The organism is Candidatus Baltobacteraceae bacterium, from assembly GCA_036488875.1.
Taxonomy (GTDB): domain Bacteria; phylum Vulcanimicrobiota; class Vulcanimicrobiia; order Vulcanimicrobiales; family Vulcanimicrobiaceae; genus JAFAHZ01.
The window spans coordinates 241,555-257,075 of sequence record DASXGW010000004.1; the positions used below are offsets into that span (position 1 = coordinate 241,555).

The 15,521-nt window shown below is 62.9% G+C and carries 15 protein-coding genes; 9 read left to right on the forward strand and 6 right to left on the reverse strand.

What is annotated here, in order from left to right; all coding sequences use genetic code 11:
- Positions 1-64: 64 nt before the first annotated feature.
- Genes coxB through VGG89_06700 form a run of 3 tightly spaced genes read left to right on the forward strand, consistent with a single transcriptional unit; the run spans position 65 to position 2,675 of the window.
- Complete coding sequence (coxB, locus tag VGG89_06690) at positions 65-715, forward strand: cytochrome c oxidase subunit II (protein HEY1976209.1); 651 nt, start codon at positions 65-67, stop codon at positions 713-715.
- Positions 712-2,292: a cbb3-type cytochrome c oxidase subunit I gene (locus VGG89_06695; GenBank protein HEY1976210.1), complete on the forward strand. Its 1,581-nt coding sequence runs from the start codon at positions 712-714 to the stop codon at positions 2,290-2,292. The genes coxB and VGG89_06695 overlap by 4 nt, the downstream gene beginning before the upstream one ends.
- Positions 2,289-2,675 (forward strand): cytochrome c oxidase subunit 4, encoded by a 387-nt coding sequence (locus VGG89_06700; GenBank protein ID HEY1976211.1) that lies wholly within the window; start codon positions 2,289-2,291, stop codon positions 2,673-2,675. Before VGG89_06695 ends, VGG89_06700 begins: the two co-directional genes overlap by 4 nt.
- On the opposite strand, the gene VGG89_06705 is transcribed toward VGG89_06700, so the two are convergent.
- Positions 2,640-3,212 (reverse strand): DUF4126 domain-containing protein, encoded by a 573-nt coding sequence (locus VGG89_06705; protein ID HEY1976212.1) that lies wholly within the window; start codon positions 3,210-3,212, stop codon positions 2,640-2,642. The genes VGG89_06700 and VGG89_06705 overlap by 36 nt on opposite strands.
- 53 nt (positions 3,213-3,265) lie before the next feature.
- On the opposite strand from VGG89_06705, the gene ettA reads away from it, so the two are divergent.
- The gene (gene ettA, locus VGG89_06710; GenBank protein ID HEY1976213.1) at positions 3,266-4,930 is read left to right on the forward strand and encodes an energy-dependent translational throttle protein EttA; all 1,665 of its coding nucleotides are present in this window, start codon (positions 3,266-3,268) and stop codon (positions 4,928-4,930) included.
- Positions 4,931-4,943: 13 nt separating this feature from the next.
- Positions 4,944-5,756, forward strand: a complete 813-nt coding sequence (locus VGG89_06715; protein HEY1976214.1) for an alkaline phosphatase family protein — start codon at positions 4,944-4,946, stop codon at positions 5,754-5,756.
- On the opposite strand, the gene VGG89_06720 is transcribed toward VGG89_06715, so the two are convergent.
- Together VGG89_06720 and VGG89_06725 are read right to left on the reverse strand one after the other, a co-directional pair.
- Positions 5,757-6,242, reverse strand: coding sequence for a GNAT family N-acetyltransferase (locus VGG89_06720; protein ID HEY1976215.1), 486 nt, complete (start codon positions 6,240-6,242; stop codon positions 5,757-5,759). It lies immediately after the preceding gene.
- The gene (locus tag VGG89_06725; GenBank protein HEY1976216.1) at positions 6,239-7,726 is read right to left on the reverse strand and encodes an MFS transporter; all 1,488 of its coding nucleotides are present in this window, start codon (positions 7,724-7,726) and stop codon (positions 6,239-6,241) included. The genes VGG89_06720 and VGG89_06725 overlap by 4 nt, the downstream gene beginning before the upstream one ends.
- 73 nt (positions 7,727-7,799) lie before the next feature.
- Between VGG89_06725 and VGG89_06730 the strand changes: the two genes are divergently transcribed.
- Genes VGG89_06730 through VGG89_06745 form a run of 4 tightly spaced genes read left to right on the forward strand, consistent with a single transcriptional unit; the run spans position 7,800 to position 13,349 of the window.
- Positions 7,800-11,009, forward strand: coding sequence for a diguanylate cyclase (locus VGG89_06730; GenBank protein HEY1976217.1), 3,210 nt, complete (start codon positions 7,800-7,802; stop codon positions 11,007-11,009).
- Positions 11,009-11,542 (forward strand): hypothetical protein, encoded by a 534-nt coding sequence (locus VGG89_06735; GenBank protein ID HEY1976218.1) that lies wholly within the window; start codon positions 11,009-11,011, stop codon positions 11,540-11,542. The genes VGG89_06730 and VGG89_06735 overlap by 1 nt, the downstream gene beginning before the upstream one ends.
- Positions 11,539-13,161, forward strand: coding sequence for a GMC family oxidoreductase (locus tag VGG89_06740; GenBank protein ID HEY1976219.1), 1,623 nt, complete (start codon positions 11,539-11,541; stop codon positions 13,159-13,161). Before VGG89_06735 ends, VGG89_06740 begins: the two co-directional genes overlap by 4 nt.
- Before the next feature lie 17 nt (positions 13,162-13,178).
- Positions 13,179-13,349: a hypothetical protein gene (locus VGG89_06745; GenBank protein ID HEY1976220.1), complete on the forward strand. Its 171-nt coding sequence runs from the start codon at positions 13,179-13,181 to the stop codon at positions 13,347-13,349.
- A 3-nt stretch (positions 13,350-13,352) separates the two neighbouring features.
- On the opposite strand, the gene VGG89_06750 is transcribed toward VGG89_06745, so the two are convergent.
- The 3 genes from VGG89_06750 to VGG89_06760 all read right to left on the reverse strand — a co-directional run bounded on the left by VGG89_06750 (position 13,353) and on the right by VGG89_06760 (position 15,491).
- On the reverse strand, positions 13,353-14,099 hold the full coding sequence (locus VGG89_06750) for a GNAT family N-acetyltransferase (GenBank protein ID HEY1976221.1): 747 nt from the start codon (positions 14,097-14,099) through the stop codon (positions 13,353-13,355).
- 88 nt (positions 14,100-14,187) lie between these two features.
- The gene (locus VGG89_06755; GenBank protein HEY1976222.1) at positions 14,188-14,958 is read right to left on the reverse strand and encodes an anti-sigma factor; all 771 of its coding nucleotides are present in this window, start codon (positions 14,956-14,958) and stop codon (positions 14,188-14,190) included.
- Positions 14,955-15,491 carry a sigma-70 family RNA polymerase sigma factor gene (locus tag VGG89_06760; GenBank protein HEY1976223.1) on the reverse strand — a complete coding sequence of 179 codons (537 nt, stop codon included), beginning with the start codon at positions 15,489-15,491 and terminating at the stop codon, positions 14,955-14,957. The genes VGG89_06755 and VGG89_06760 overlap by 4 nt, the downstream gene beginning before the upstream one ends.
- Positions 15,492-15,521 lie beyond the last annotated feature (30 nt).

The window sequence follows — 15,521 nt, forward strand, 5'->3', positions numbered from 1 at the left end:
CTCGACATGCGTGTGTCGTACCCGCGGTACTTCTTGCTTACGCCTGGGTAATCACACCAACACCATGAAGTGGCTGTTCGATCCGGCGTCGGTTCAAGGCGTCGCGATGGCGGGCGACTGGTACGTGTTCATCGGCGCCGGCATCTTGGTCGGCATTTACGTCTACGTTGCGATCTTCTGGTGCGTGTTTCGGTATCGCCGTCGTCCCGGGCAAGCCCAACAGTTCGAAAAAAATACGCCGCTGGAGTTAACCTACGCCATCATTCCGTTCTTGATCGTGTTGGGACTGTTCGCAAAAACGTTCGTCGTGGAACGGCCGATCGACCGCGTAGCGAGCAGTCCGCAGGAGAAGATCGGCGTGGTCGGCTTCCGCTGGTCGTGGCAGTTCAAGTATCTCGGCACGAGCCTGACGGCAACCGGAACGCCGCGCCGGCCGCCGACGCTCTACCTTCCGCTCGGGCGGCTCACCGAGTTCGATCTCACGACCGTCGACGTCAATCACTCGTTCTGGGTGCCGGCGTTTCTTTTCAAGCGCGACGCGATTCCCGGAATGACCAACGTCTTCGACATCACGCCCAACCGCCTGGGCACCTTTGAAGGCCGTTGCGCGCAGTATTGCGGCCTCGACCATGCGTTCATGACCTTCGCCGTCAAGGTGGTGCCCGCAGCGGCGTTCGACCGGTACGTCGCCTCAAACGGAACGCAGGCCCCATGATCGAGTGGCTGACGACGACCAATCATAAGAAGATCGGCACGATGTACATCGTGGCGACGTTGGCGTTTTTCATCGTTGCCGGAGCGTTGGCCGGGATGATCCGGCTTCAGCTATCGCATCCCAACAACACGATCGTCGGCACGCACGAGTACAACCAGATTTTTACGATGCACGGAACGGCGATGATTTTCTTGGTCATCGCTCCGTTTGCCATCGGCCTCGCGAACTTCTTGATTCCGCTGCAGATCGGCGCGCCCGACATGGCGTTTCCGCGGCTCAACGCGACGGGACTGTGGCTCTTCGTCGTCGGCGGCTTAACCGTCTTTGCCGGCTTTGCGACCTACGGCGGCGCAGCCGCCGCCGGCTGGAGCAACTACGCGCCGCTCTCCGAGATCACGATCGGCACCGGCGCCGGCGAGGACTTGTATCTCATCGGTTTGACCCTTACCGGCATCTCGAACATTCTCACCGCGGTGAACTTCATCGTGACGATCGTTTGCTATCGCGCGCCGGGGATGACGTTCTGGCGCATGCCGATCTTTACGTGGGAGATGGTGGCGACGTCGATTCTCATCCTGATGGCGTTCCCGGCGCTGACGGCGGTGATGGCCATGGTGCTGATCGACCGCCACATGGGCGGCCATTTCTTCGATCCGGCTTCGGGCGGAAATCCGATTCTCTATCAGCATCTGTTCTGGTTCTTCGGTCATCCCGAAGTGTACATCATGATCCTGCCGTACTTCGGCGTCGTGGCGGAAATCATCGCGACCTTTTCACGTAAACCCGTTTTCGGGTACGTCGGCATGGTGTTATCGGCGTTTGCCATAGCCGGCCTCTCGTTGGGTGTGTGGGCCCACCACATGTTCACCACCGGCGCGGTCAGCAATCCGTTCTTCTCAGGCATTTCGTTCCTCATCGCCATTCCTACCGGCGTGAAATTCGTAAACTGGATCGGAACGATGTGGAAAGGATCGATCGAGTTCAGCACTGCGATGCTGCTATGCATAGGCTTTTTGCTGAACTTCCTGTTAGGCGGCATTACGGGTGTGATGATCGCCTCGCCGCCGCTCGATTACATGGCGCACGACTCCTATTTCATCGTGCAGCACTTTCACTACACGCTCGGCGGCGGCAGCCTGTTCGCGCTGTTTGCGGCGCTGTTCTTTTACTTTCCGAAGATCTTCGGCGTGAAGCTCGACGAGCGGCTCGGCAAGTGGTTCGCGGCACTGTTCTTCCTGGGCTTCAACGTGACGTTCATCCCGATGGGTTTTGCCGGACTCGAAGGCATGGCGCGTCGCGTTTCGACCTATCCCGACGTCGCGCACTTGGCGCTGCTCAACGGCTTATCGAGCATCGGAACCGCGATCATCGCAATCAGCGTGATTCTGTTTTTCATTAACGTGGTGATTTCGTGTCTGAAGCGCGAGCCCGTCGGCGATAATCCGTGGGGAGGCTACTCGTTGGAGTGGTTGACGTCGTCGCCGCCGCCGGAGTTCAACTTCCACGAGCTGCCGCCGATCCGCAGCAAGCTGCCGGCGTGGGACCTGATGGAGGAACGGGGGATCTCTCGGGTATGAAGACGTTCGTCGCGTTCTTTGCCGGCTCCGCGATCTTCGGAGTGGTCACGGGAGTTGCGTACTGGCTCATCGCGCACGAGGAAGCGACCGGAACGGTATTGCTGGGCTGCATGGCGGCGGCGCTCGCCTTCACGGCTGCTTACGCCGTCATCGCCGAAAAGAATGCCGATTTGCCCGGCGACGATCCGCAAGAAACGCCGGAACGCGCGGCGGGCGAAGCCCTCGGGATCTTTACGACGCACAGCGCGTGGCCGATCCTCGTAGCGATCTCGTCGCTGGCGATGCTCGTGGGAATGTTGTGGTCGCCGCTGATCGGCTTCAGCGGTTTGGCCGCGCTGTTGTTGTGTCTATGGCGTTTGGGTGCGGAAAGCGCGCGCGTGTAGCCACCGTACGGCGAAAACGAGCGCAATCGTAAAGACGATCGCGAGCACCGCCGCGACGAACGGCGCTAAAAACGCGACGAGCAGCGCGACGGCAGCACCGATGTCCTCGATCAAGCTCATCGCCGGATTTGCAATACCGCCGGTCGTGACCGTCGACGCGCCGCGCATCGAAGCGACCGCGACGTGAATGCCGAGCGCGTTGAGCGCGCCGACCACCATCAAAGCGATAAGCATCTCGTGCGATTGCGCGTGAACCGAACCGCCGACTAAGATCGCGCCGGCCGCCGGTTTGCCGGCGATCTGGACGAAGTGCACGACGTGATCGAGAAAGGGAACCTTGTCGGCGAGTATTTCGACGCCGGCGACGCCGATCAGGATCCACATCACCATCGTGTGGCCGAGCCATTCGAATCCGCCCGGCGGGTGCATCCAGCCGATATGGGCCGCGACCGAAACGGCGGCCAATGCAAGCAAGGCTCGAACGCCGGCCGTCGTGGTCAGCGCGTAGGCAAACGCGTATTGAGCGGCAGCATCCATACGACCAGGGTATTATACCAGGGCCGGCACGGCGTCGCTAGAAAGAGCGGGTCGTGTCATTCGTTTACAGCATGTACCGGGTCGGCAAAATGGTGCCGCCCAAGCGTCAAATCCTCAAAGACATCTCGCTGAGTTTCTTCCCGGGCGCCAAGATCGGGATTCTCGGCCTCAACGGTGCCGGCAAGTCGACCTTGCTGCGCATCATGGCTGGAATCGATACCGAGATCGACGGCGAGGCCAAGCCGATGCCGGGAATCACGATCGGGTACCTCGAGCAAGAGCCCAAGCTCGACCCCGATACAACGGTCCGCGAGACGGTCGAGGAAGGTCTGTCGTCGCTGTTCGAGGCGCGCAAGCGGCTCGACGCCGTTTTTGCGGCGTACGGCGAGCCGGATGCGGATTTCGAAAAACTCGCCGAAGAGCAGGCCAAACTGGAGGCGGTTCTCTTCGCCGAAGGTGCCGACGACTTGGAAGCGCAGCTGGAAATTGCCGCGGATGCGCTACGGTTGCCGGCGTGGGACGCAAAGGTCGGCCCGTTGTCGGGCGGCGAGAAGCGCCGCGTCGCACTGTGCCGCTTGCTCTTATCGAAACCCGATATGCTGCTGTTAGACGAACCGACGAACCATCTCGATGCCGAGAGCGTCGAATGGCTCGAGCAGTTTCTGTCGCGCTTTCCCGGAACGGTCGTTGCGGTCACGCACGATCGCTACTTCCTGGACAACGCGGCCGAGTGGATTCTCGAGCTCGATCGTGGTCGCGGCATCCCGTGGAAGGGTAACTATAGCTCCTGGCTCGAGCAGAAGCAGGAGCGTCTAGCGCAAGAAGAAGCGGCCGAATCGGCGCGCCAAAAAGCGCTCAAACGCGAGCTCGAGTGGGTGCGCGCCGGCGCCAAGGCGCGTCACGCCAAGAGCAAGAGCCGCATCTCGCGATTCGAAGAGCTCTCGAGCTACGAGTATCAGCGTCGCAACGAGACGCAAGAGATTTTCATTCCCGTTGCGGAACGGCTCGGCGATCGCGTGATCGAGTTCAAAGACGTCAGCAAGGCGTTCGGCGACCGGCTGTTGATGGAGAACGTGTCGTTCACCATCCCGGCGGGCGCGATCGTGGGTATCATCGGGCCAAACGGTGCGGGAAAGACGACGCTGTTTCGAATGATTGCCGGCGGGGAGAAGCCCGATTCCGGAGAGATCCTCATCGGTCCCTCGGTGAAGCTCGCGGTCGTCGAGCAGAGCCGCGAAGCGCTCGGGCACAAAACGGTGTTCGAGGAAGTCGGCGGTGGTCTCGATCTGCTCAAGGTCGGCAAATTCGAGATGCCGGCGCGCGCGTATCTGGGACGCTTCAACTTTAAAGGCGGCGATCAGCAGAAGCCGGTCGACGCGCTGTCGGGCGGCGAGCGCGGCCGCTTGCATCTTGCGAAGGCGCTCTTGAGCGGCGCGAACGTGCTGCTGCTCGACGAGCCGAACAACGATCTCGACGTGGAGACGATGCGCGCGCTCGAGGATGCGCTGGCGGAGTTCGCCGGTACCGTGCTGGTGACGAGTCACGACCGCTGGTTCCTCGACCGCATCGCGACGCATATTCTCGCGTTCGAAGGGGACTCGCGTGTTGAGTTCTTCGAAGGAAACTATCAGGAGTACGAGGCCGACAAACGTAAACGGCTGGGCGAAGAAGCGGCTAAGCCGCACCGCCTGCGCTACCGCCCACTGACGATGAAATAAAGGAAGGATCGCCATGCTTTCGCTTCTCGCGTTGCCGCTGCTGCTTGCGGCGCTAGGGCCCAAGGTGCCCGCGCCGCACGTTGCCCACGTCACGGTCGTGCTCATGGAGAATCGCAACTACGACAATATCGTTGGAAGCCCCGACATGCCGTACCTCAATAACGTGCTGATCGCGCATGGCGCACTATTGACCAATAGCCACGCCGTGTCGCATCCCAGCGAGCCCAACTACTTGGCGCTTTTTTCGGGTTCGACCCACGGCATTACGTCGGATGCGTGTCCGTTGACGTTTTCAACGCAGAATCTCGGCTCGGAGCTCATTGCCGTGGGCAAAACGTTCGTTGGATACGCCGAGTCGATGCCGCAGGACGGATTTATGGGTTGCCGCGCAAACGGCTTGTACGCCCGCAAACACGATCCATGGGTGAACTTCGACAACGTACCGGCTTCCGACAACCTGGTGTACCACGGGTTACCCGTTGCGAACATGCCCACGGTGGACTTTCTCGTTCCCAATTTGTGCAACGATATGCACGACTGCAGCGCACGTCAGGGCGATGACTGGCTCGCCAAGAACCTACCGCCGATCGTCGCCTGGAACGCGAAGAATGCGGGGCTTCTCATCATTACCTGGGACGAGGCCGACCCCGATACGGGAAACAACCATATTCCAACCGTGCTCGTCGGCCCGATGGTGAAACCCGGCAGCGTCGACAAAGAAAACGTCGATCACTACGGCGTGCTGCGTACGATCGAGTCGTTCTTCAATCTACCCTGCATCGACCAAGATTGCCACGCCGCTCCGATCGCGGGCATCTGGCAGTAGCTACCTCACCTTCCGCATTCGGATGACGTCGTACGGCTCACCCGACGAACGCAGCTCGGGATATCGATCGCCGAACTCTTCGAATCCGCTGCTTCGATACAGCGCGATTGCGGCGTCGTTGTGCGCGTACACCTCGAGCTCCAAAATCGAATAGCCGCGCTCACGAGCCAGCGCTTCGCCGGCCTCCAGCAGCCGGCGCCCCAGACCGCGGCCGCGTTCGCTCGCGTCGACGAACATGCCGAACTCCGCCACTTCGTCGGACGGAAACAACGTGATCTGCCCAACGATTCTACCGCCGCGCTCGGCGACGGTGCAGGCAACGCTGCCATCGTGCAGCCTTCCGCGAACGCGTTCCACGCGCAGGGCTTCGTCGAACGGCCACTGCGTTCGTATCCAGCGACCTTCCATCGCGACGCCTTTCATCAGCGTGACGATACCGTCGGCATCGCGTGAGTCGGCGGTCCGCAGCGTAACCTCTTCGATCACTTGCGATGCGTCTTTGGCAGCGTCAGCGCCGCAACCGCGGCCGAGAGCACCGTCAGGCCCGAGCACGCAAACGCAACCATGCGAAATCCCTCGGCGTAAGAATCGTGTACCGCCTCAATTTCGGCCGGGTCGTGCAACTGCGCCGCGGCTAACGCGCTGCGTTGTGCCTGCACGTCGTGACGCTGCTGCGGCGACAGGGAATCCAGACGCGGATCCAATCGCGCGTTGAAGACGGCGCTCAACAGCGCGCCGAGCACGGCGATTGCCAGTAACCCCGCGACGCGCGACGTCGCGTTGTTGATACCCGACGCGAGGCCGACGCGGCCCTCGGGAACCGATTCCAAGAGCGTCGCGGTCAGCGGTGCGACCGTCAGCCCCATTCCCAACCCGACGACGGCGATCGCCGGAACGATGCCGCTCCAGAACTGCAGCTTCGGCAGCACGGCAAACAGGGCAAAACCCGCGGCGGTAATGAGTGGACCCGCGACGAGCAGCGTACGCGGCCCCAAGCTATACGACAACGCTCCGGAGAAGCGTGAGAGCAGCACCATCAACACGATGAACGGCAGCATCGCCGCGCCGGCGAGCGTGGCCGGATAGCCGTCGATCTGAATCATCACGAACGGCACGAAATAAAAGAGACCGCTCAGCGCGGCGTACAGCAGAAGCGTCAGCACGTTGACGCCGGTGAAATCGCGGCGCGCAAAGAGCGAGAGCGGAAGGATCGGATTGAGCGTTTTGCTTTCGAACATCACGAACGCCGCCAACGCCACCGCTCCGGCGCCAAGACTCGCAAACGTCATGGCATCCCAGCCGTCTTGGCCCGAAGCGACGAACGCGTAGACGATGCCGGCGAGTCCGGCCGTGACGAGCAGCGACCCGACGATGTCGGGCGTGCCGCGCTCGCCTTCGTCACGGCTCTCCGGAACGTGCCGCAACGTCAGCAGCACGACGGCAAGTGCGATCGGAAGATTGATGAAAAAGACCCACCGCCATCCAAAGTGATCGACGATAGCGCCGCCGGCAACGGGACCAATCGCAGTCGCGACCGCCGTTAGACCCGACCAGCTTCCGATGGCCTTACCGCGATCCGCACCTTCGAAACAGGCGCCGATGAGGGCTAAACTGGCCGGCGCGAGCATCGTTCCGCCAAGACCTTGTAAAATGCGCGCGGCGATCAGCATCGTCATCGAGGTTGACAAGCCGCAAAGAAGCGAGCCGGCGGCAAACACGACGACGCCGGATATGAAAAGGAGTCGCCGTCCATAACGGTCGCCAAGGCCGCCGGCCAGCAACATTAACGCCCCGAGCACTAACGTGTAGGCTTCCACCACCCACTGCGCGGACGTGGCGGAGGCGTGAAACGTTTCTTGGAGCACCGGCAAGGCGATCGCCACGACGGTGCCGTCGATGAAGACGAGGCTGGAGCCCAGGATCGTCGCCGCGAGGATCCATGGCTGGGACGCGCGTCCGCGATCGGGCATGGGGCGTACACATTCGGGGTGAGGGCAGGCCCTCCGCCGTGCCGAAAATACGGATAAGGTCTGGAGCCTTGTGATGAACCGTAACGAACGGAATCTGGAGATCGTGCGGCAAACCGCCGAGATCCTCTCGACCGGCTCGGGTATATCCGAGACGTTCGAGCGCTTTTGTCTCATGCTCGCCAAGTTCATCGAGGCGTCGGTGGTGTTCATTGCCATCAAGCGTCGCGACGGCGTCTTCATCGACTTTGCCTACGACCACGGAAACGCCGTCCACAATCCGCAAAGCGGGCGCAAGATCAGCGCCGATTCGCAGACGCAGCGGGTGATCGATACCGGACAGCCGATCTTTCTTCGCACGCGCCTAGAGATTCGCGGTCCCATCATTCCGCTCAAAGAGGTCAAAGACGACGAGTCGCAGAGCGCAATCTTCGTTCCGCTGCGTTTCGGCAACGAGACGATCGGCGTGCTTTCGATTCAAACGACCGAACAGTGCGCGTACTCGCCCGACGATTTGCATCTGATCGAAACGTGCGCGCTGTACGTCGCCGTCGCCGTGCAAGCTGAGACGATGCGCGGCGAAAAGGAGGCACTGCAATCGGTTGCCTCGCGCGATTCTTTGACCGGCGTCGCGAGCCGGCGCGCCTTCGATCAACGTCTCCACGAAGATTGGACGCGCGCCCAGCGCGAGGACGGCGTGCTCTCAGTGCTCGTGATGGACGTCGACTGGTTCAAGCGCTTCAACGATACCTACGGGCACGTTGCCGGCGACGCGTGTCTCAATCAAGTGGCGCAGGCGGCGCAGTCGTGCATCGTTCGCGAGAGCGACTTGCTGGCGCGCTACGGCGGCGAAGAGTTCACGGCCATCCTCTGGCAGACCGACGCTACCGGTGCGGCCGTCGTCGCCGAACGCGTGCTCAACGCGGTGCGGGCGCTCGACGTTCCGCATGCAGAATCGCCGATCGGACGCGTGACCGCCAGCATCGGCGTCGCGGGCTGCAAAGCCCTGGCGATCGCCGATCCGCAAACGCTGCTCAAAGCCGCCGATCGCGCTCTCTATGCGGCGAAAACCGCCGGACGCGACCGCATCCACGTCGACTCGCTGGGCGGCGCCACGGCGACGCTCGCTCAACCGGCCGCGCGCACCAACATTCGATCGCAAGCCACCGCGCTCTTAGGGCGTGCGGCAGAAATTGCGGCGCTCAACGAGGCGATCAAGCGTTCGCGCATCGTCACGCTCGTGGGAAAGCGCGGAATCGGAAAGACGCGCGTTGCCGTAGCGGCCGCGCAACGCCGGCTCTACGCATATCCCGACGGTACCTGGCTCATCGACTGCAGCGTCGTTTCGGGAGCTGCGTTGGAAGAAGCCGTGCTGGCCGTGCTGCGCGTTGCCCAAACCGCCGATCTCTCCCCTCGGGAGACGCTTCTCGACGCGCTCAAGGACCGCAACGCCCTGCTCGTCTTCGACGATTGCGGGGACATTTCGTCACACGTCGCCGGTTTGTGCGGCGCGATCGCGCGCGGCGCGTCCGACGTCGTCATGCTCGCGACGAGCGACAAGCCGTTGGGTGCCGACGGCGAGGAGACCGTCGAATTGCAGGCGCCGAGCTTGGGCGATGCCGTCGCGCTGTTCGTCGACCGCGCCCAAATCGCAAACAAAGCTTTCGACGCGAGCGAGCAAGATCGCCATGCGATCGAGAGGATCTGCACGATTCTCGGAAACGTTCCGTTGGCCATCGAGCTGACCGGACCGCGCGTGCGAGCGATGCCGGTGGATCACGTGCTCGGCATTCTGGAACGCGAGAACACCGATACGTCGATCGACGGGCTGGTGCGTTCGAGTTACGAGCAGCTCGGCGACAACGCGCGCCGTCTGTTCGAGCGTCTATCGGTCTTTCCGGCACTCTTTACGTCGGGCGCGGCGCGCGATATTTGTTCGGGCGGCGACCTCGAACCGTGGGACGTTACCGACGCGCTCGACGAGCTTGTCGTGGCGAATCTCGTCAAGCGCTTCGACTCGGGTGAGGCGGCGCGCTATCTCGTCGTCGACAGCGCGCGAAGCTATGGTCGTGAAGTTTTGCGCGAACGTTTGGAACGAGCGGCGATTCAGTGGCGCTACATTAGATACTTTCGAGCCGTTGCGCGCCGCACTTCGGCCCGCATCCAGAGCGGTAACGTGGAGGGCGGTGTCGACGAGGCGCGCGCCGAGGTCGAAAATCTCGACGGCGCGCTCGAGTACGCGCTCAACCGACGCGTCGACGTTTCCGCGGGCGCCGATATCGTTATCGCGCTGCACCGGTTCTGGGTCGAGACCGGACGCTTGGCCGAAGGGCGCCATTGGACGGACATCGCGCTTGCGGTCGGCTTGCCGATGGGTCCGCAAGTCGCAGAGGTGCTCAACGCCGCCGCGGCCGTCGCGCTTTTCGGCGGCGACATGATGCGGCTGTCCGAGCTTAGCGAACGTCTCGTCGCCTATCACGAGCGCGGCCACGACACCCTCGCGTTGGCGCGCGCGCTCAACGGGCTGGCCACCGCGAGCTTCCACCTGGGCCATGACGCGCGAGCGAAGTCCTTGTTTCAGCGCGCCCTCAAAGAGTATCGAAAGTCCGGCGATCGCCGCGGAGTCGCCGTCGTTCTCATGAATCTCGGAGCGCTCGCCACCGAGACGCTTTCGGACGTCGCCGGTGCTCGCGCGTTGTTCAACGAGAGTCTGACGCTCTTTCGCGAGTTGGGCATCTCGCCGCAGACCGGCATCGCGCTCTCGAATTTGGCCGCTATTTCCATCATCGAAGGCGATTACGAGCAAGCGCTGGTGTACGCCAACGAGAGCCTCATCATCTTCGAGCGGTTGGGCAACGTCGCGCAAGCCACGGTCGGTTTGATCCACATCGCGCAAGCGCGTCTCGAACGGGGAGAGATCGAGCTCGCCCGCGCGACGCTGATCGCCGCTCGCGAACGCTTGCGGCGGGAGCCGACGATCCGTAACGCCATCGAACTCAACGAGATCTTGTTTTTGTTTGCGTGCGACTGCTGCGCGTTCGACCGGGCCGCCGAGCTGCTGGGAGTTACCGATGCGGTGCGGGAGAAGCACAAACTGCCGCGTACCGCCTTATCGCTGGCCGCATCGAGCAATCGGGAGCGAGAAGTGCGGGCGCATCTCGGCGATCTTTTCGATCGCCATTTCGAAAAAGGCCGTAAGGCCTCGGCGCCGGAAATGGATCGCGTGCTCGACGCAGTGCTTTCCGGAGCGGCCGGGGCTCTGGCCGCCGGCGGCGCTTCACGATAGTGTCGCGCCTCACTCGCCGCGAGCTGATTCATACCGGACTCGGCGGGTTGGCGCTGCTCGCGCTCGGCGGCTGTGCGCGTCCCGGCACGGCGTTGGGACCGTTCGACGATCCGGGATACTCGTATCGAGCGCTCTCGGGCGGCGATCGCGAACTCATCGCCGCCGTTAGTGCCGTCATCCTAGCCGGCGCCTTACCGCCGGATGCGGCCGCGCACGGCGTCGCGATGGTGCAGGTCGTGCGAGGTGTCGACGTTGCCGTCGCCGGTTTGCCTCCAGCCGTGCAAGATGAACTCGGACAACTGTTTGGGCTGCTGAAGTTTCCCGTGACGCGGGCTTTGACGGCCGGCGTCTGGAGCTCGTGGGAAAACGCGTCGTCGAACACGGTGGCGGATTTCCTCAACCGGTGGCGCTTCAGCGGCGTCGCGCTGTTTCGCAGCGGATATTTGGCCTTGCATCAGCTCGTGATGGCGTCGTGGTACGGTAACGGCGCGTCGTGGGAACGCATCGGCTATCCCGGGCCGCCGGCGGTATGACGACGTCCATTCCCGATCCGATCGCCGCCGGTTTGCGGCGCGGTTGGCACGTGATCGACGCGTCGACGATCGACCGCGACGTGCACTTGGAAGCCGACGCCGTCATCGTTGGAACCGGAGCCGGCGGCGGAATGACTGCCGAGATTTTGAGCGAGGCCGGCCTGCGCGTCGTCATGATCGAAGAAGGGCCGCTGCGCAGCTCGAGCGATTTCCACATGCTCGAGCGTGAAGCGTATCCGTTGCTCTATCAATCCTCGGCCGCGCGCCAGACCAAAGATAAAGGCATCACGATTCTGCAAGGCCGCAACGTCGGCGGATCGACGACGGTCAACTGGACGAGCAGCTTTCGGACGCCCCCCGAGACGCTCGCGTATTGGCGCGATCGCTTTGGCTTGGCAACGTACGCGCCGGAGTTTCTCGATCCGTGGTTCGAGCTGGTCGAGCGCCGGCTCTCGATCCACCCATGGGAAGTCCCGCCCAACGAAAACAACGCCGTCCTGGGGCGCGGGGCCAAAAAGCTCGGCATTCCAACTGCGGTCATTCCGCGCAACGTCAAAGGTTGCTGGAATCTCGGGTACTGCGGCATGGGTTGCCCGACCAACGCCAAACAATCGATGCTCGTCACGACGATCCCGTCTGCACTCGATCGCGGTGCGGTGCTCGTACACCACGCGCGCGCCGAACGTTTTACGCTCAGCGGCGACGACGTGTCGGGGTTGACCTGCAGCGCGCTCGAACCGGGCGACGAAAAGAATCGGCCCTACCAGATCACGGTCACGGCGCGAGCATACGTGGCGGCCGCCGGCTCGATCGGCACGCCGGCGCTCCTTCTGCGAAGCCAGATCCCTAATCCGCATCGTCGCCTAGGCGTGCGTACGTTTCTGCATCCGGTCGTTCTCTCGGCGGCCGTTATGCCCGAGACCGTCAACGGTTTCTCGGGCGCTCCGCAATCGATTTACTCCGACCACTTCCTGCACACGCAGCCCATCGATGGGCCGATCGGATATAAACTCGAGGTGCCGCCGATTCACCCGCTGCTCGCGGCGGTGACGATGCCCGGATTCGGCGACACCGGATCGAAACAAATGGCCGATTTTGCGAACACGCAAGTCATCATTGCCCTGATGCGCGACGGCTTCAACGACGCCAGTCCCGGCGGTGACGTCCAGCTGCGGCACGACCACTCGCCGGTGCTCAATTACGATATCACGCCCTACGTATGGGATGGAATGCGCCGCTCGCTGCTCACGATGGCCGAGATTCAGTTCGCGGCGGGTGCGAAGACCGTCATGCCGGTTCACGAATCGGCACGTCCGTATCGCACGTGGAACGAAGCCAAAGGGGCCATCGCCGAGCTGCCGATGGAAATTCTGCGATGCCGCGTCGTGAGCGCGCACGTGATGGGCGGTTGCGCGATGGGCAACGACGAACACGACGCCGTCGTCTCCGGAGCGGGACGTCACCACTTTGCGGGAAATCTGTACGTCTTTGACGGATCGATATTTCCGACGAGCTTGGGCGTCAATCCGCAGCTCTCGATCTACGGAATCGTCGCGCGCAACGCCAACGAGCTGGCTGCGTCGCTGACGGGCAAGCCGCTGGGGAGACGAATCGTCTAGCCTTCGAGGAGAAAACTATGGAACACACCTTCGTTCGAATCGCCGAGACCGCCGCGTGGTTCATGGTTATCGTGTTCGTCTTTGCGATCGTCGGCGTGTACGCGACCATTCACTGGATCGTGCAGATGGTCCGCCGCGGTGAGGAAGCCGTTGAAGAAGGCGTCCAAAACGTCGAACGAAAGCTCTAGGTCCTAGAACAGGATCGTTTGAAAATCGGCGACGTGCCGGTATCCCACCCGTTCGTAGAGCGCGATCGCGTTGCGATTGAAATCGTTGACGTAGAGCGAGAGCGTCGGCGAGTGGTCGAGTAGCCGGTCGCAGATTGCCGAAAAACTCGCGGTAGCCAGACCGCGGCCGCGAAGATCCGGCGCCGTCCAAATGCCTTGAAGCTGCGCGGTTTTATGGCACCACGGACCGACGTTGCAGAGAAAGCACAGACGGCCGTCGCTCTCGCCGACCCACCACAAATCGCGCTCGATCATCTCGCGAACGTTGGCGTTGAAGTCGGCCGACGCGGCGCGCGGATCGTAATCGAGCTCTTGTTCGATCAACGCGGCCGACCCCTCGGCGATCTCTTTCCAATCGCTCGGGCGCGCTTTGCGCACTTCGACCCCGCTTTCGAAGCATCGCAACTCTGCTCGGTCGACTGCCATCACCAGTTGCCGGTCGCGGATGATCCGCGGCTTTTGATGCCAACCGCGTACGCGCTCCCAAAAGCCGAGTACGGTCGACCGCTCGCCGATGATCATGCGCTCGCCGCGATGGCGCCGAGCTTCCGCGGCGACGGCATCCAGCGCGACGTCGTCGCACGCCAGCGCCAGCTGGCGGCCGAAGTAGACGGCCCCGCAGACGCGGTTGCCCTCGAACGCAACGCGCAAGCGCTGTCGCGTCGGGGACGAGAGGTCGAAGAGCATGAGATACGTGACGAAAACGTTCACGTACGGTTCGCGTCCAAGGTACGCGAGTGCGGCGCGCTCGTTGGCCGGAGAGAGGGGCTCGATGCGTACGGTGCCGGTCAGCGTGCGCTCACGTCAGCGGAACGATGGCGATCGGTTTGCTGGTCGGCTGCTTGCTGCCGCCCTCGGGCTCGACGGAAATCGCTACGGCAGCCATCGTGCGCGCGTCGACGGGAAGGGTAACGACCGCAATGCCGTTGGGGTCCGGAACGAACGTGTACGACGGCGCAACCTTCTTGGCGCCTTTGGCGAGCGTCCAGGCCTGGTAGACTTTCCCGTGCGGCGGCTGCGGGAGCGATCGCATGGCGATGTACACGTGACTGCCGCGCGTAACGATCTGGCCGCCGTCGACGTCGTAATGCTTTGCGTCGCCGCTCAACAAGTCGGCAAGCGTCGTGCGCGTTTGATTGAGCGACTGCGCGAGCTTCTTGGTCCCGTCGGCGCTGCGCGATAGTTCGGCTTGCATCTGACGGTTTTGAGCGCTCAGCGAAATGTTCGCCATCGACGAGACGATCGCGATGACCAGACACGCCGCAGCGACCAGATACGCGGGCCACATCTTCGGCCCTGGTGACGTCGCACGAGCGGGTGCCGGCTGCTGGGCGATGGCGCGCATGATGCGAGGTTTGAGCAGCGTGCTGGGACAGTTGCGTGCGTCGCCTTCCGTTTCGGCGGCCAATCCCACGAGAGAGGCCGTGGAGCGCAGGCGATGGTACTCGTCTTGGCACTGCGGGCACGAGGCGATGTGTGCGCGCACGCGCCGAGCCTCGGCCGCCGGCAGCGAGCCAAGCGCATAGACCGCGACTTCGTCGAGCATCGCGTGATCGGGGCGGTCGTTCACGCTACCACCGCGTTCTCGAGCATCGCACGCAGCTTGCGAAGGCCCGACCGGATGCGCGTTTTGATCGTCCCGAGCGGAATGTTGCAGCGGCGCGCGATCTCGTCGTGCGTAATGCCGTCGAAGAAACCCATTTCAATCGCCTCGCGTTGTTCGGGAGGAAGGCCGGCAAGCGCGGCGCGCACGCGTGCGGCGTCGATGTGCGAGAACGCGACGTCCTCGATCGCTTCCTCTTCCGGGAGCGCTTCGGGCAGCTCCCCCTCGTTGCGAGCCGCCCGGCCGCGCAACACGTCGAGCGCGCGGTTACGCGTCACGCGCACGATCCACGCGCCGAAGTTGCCGCCGCGAAACAGCTCGGGCGAGTTCCAGATTTTCAAGAATACGGTTTGCAAAACGTCCTCGGCTCCGTGAGCGTCACCAAGGACGCGCAGCGCCACGCCGTAAACGATACGATGATGCGCGTCGTACAGCGCCTCGAAGGCTCGCATGTCGCGCCGCCTTACTCGCGCGACGAGCGCGGCAGCATCATCGATCACCTCCGGGGGCTTCGCGTCGGCATGCTTCCA

Coding starts and splice junctions, on each gene's coding strand:
- coxB (HEY1976209.1), top strand. CDS start 65: ATGAAGTGGCTGTTCGATCCGGCGTCGGTTCAAGGCGTCGCGATGGCG.
- VGG89_06695 (HEY1976210.1), top strand. CDS start 712: ATGATCGAGTGGCTGACGACGACCAATCATAAGAAGATCGGCACGATG.
- VGG89_06700 (HEY1976211.1), top strand. CDS start 2,289: ATGAAGACGTTCGTCGCGTTCTTTGCCGGCTCCGCGATCTTCGGAGTG.
- VGG89_06705 (HEY1976212.1), bottom strand. CDS start 3,212: ATGGATGCTGCCGCTCAATACGCGTTTGCCTACGCGCTGACCACGACG.
- VGG89_06715 (HEY1976214.1), top strand. CDS start 4,944: ATGCTTTCGCTTCTCGCGTTGCCGCTGCTGCTTGCGGCGCTAGGGCCC.
- VGG89_06725 (HEY1976216.1), bottom strand. CDS start 7,726: ATGCCCGATCGCGGACGCGCGTCCCAGCCATGGATCCTCGCGGCGACG.
- VGG89_06730 (HEY1976217.1), top strand. CDS start 7,800: ATGAACCGTAACGAACGGAATCTGGAGATCGTGCGGCAAACCGCCGAG.
- VGG89_06740 (HEY1976219.1), top strand. CDS start 11,539: ATGACGACGTCCATTCCCGATCCGATCGCCGCCGGTTTGCGGCGCGGT.
- VGG89_06745 (HEY1976220.1), top strand. CDS start 13,179: ATGGAACACACCTTCGTTCGAATCGCCGAGACCGCCGCGTGGTTCATG.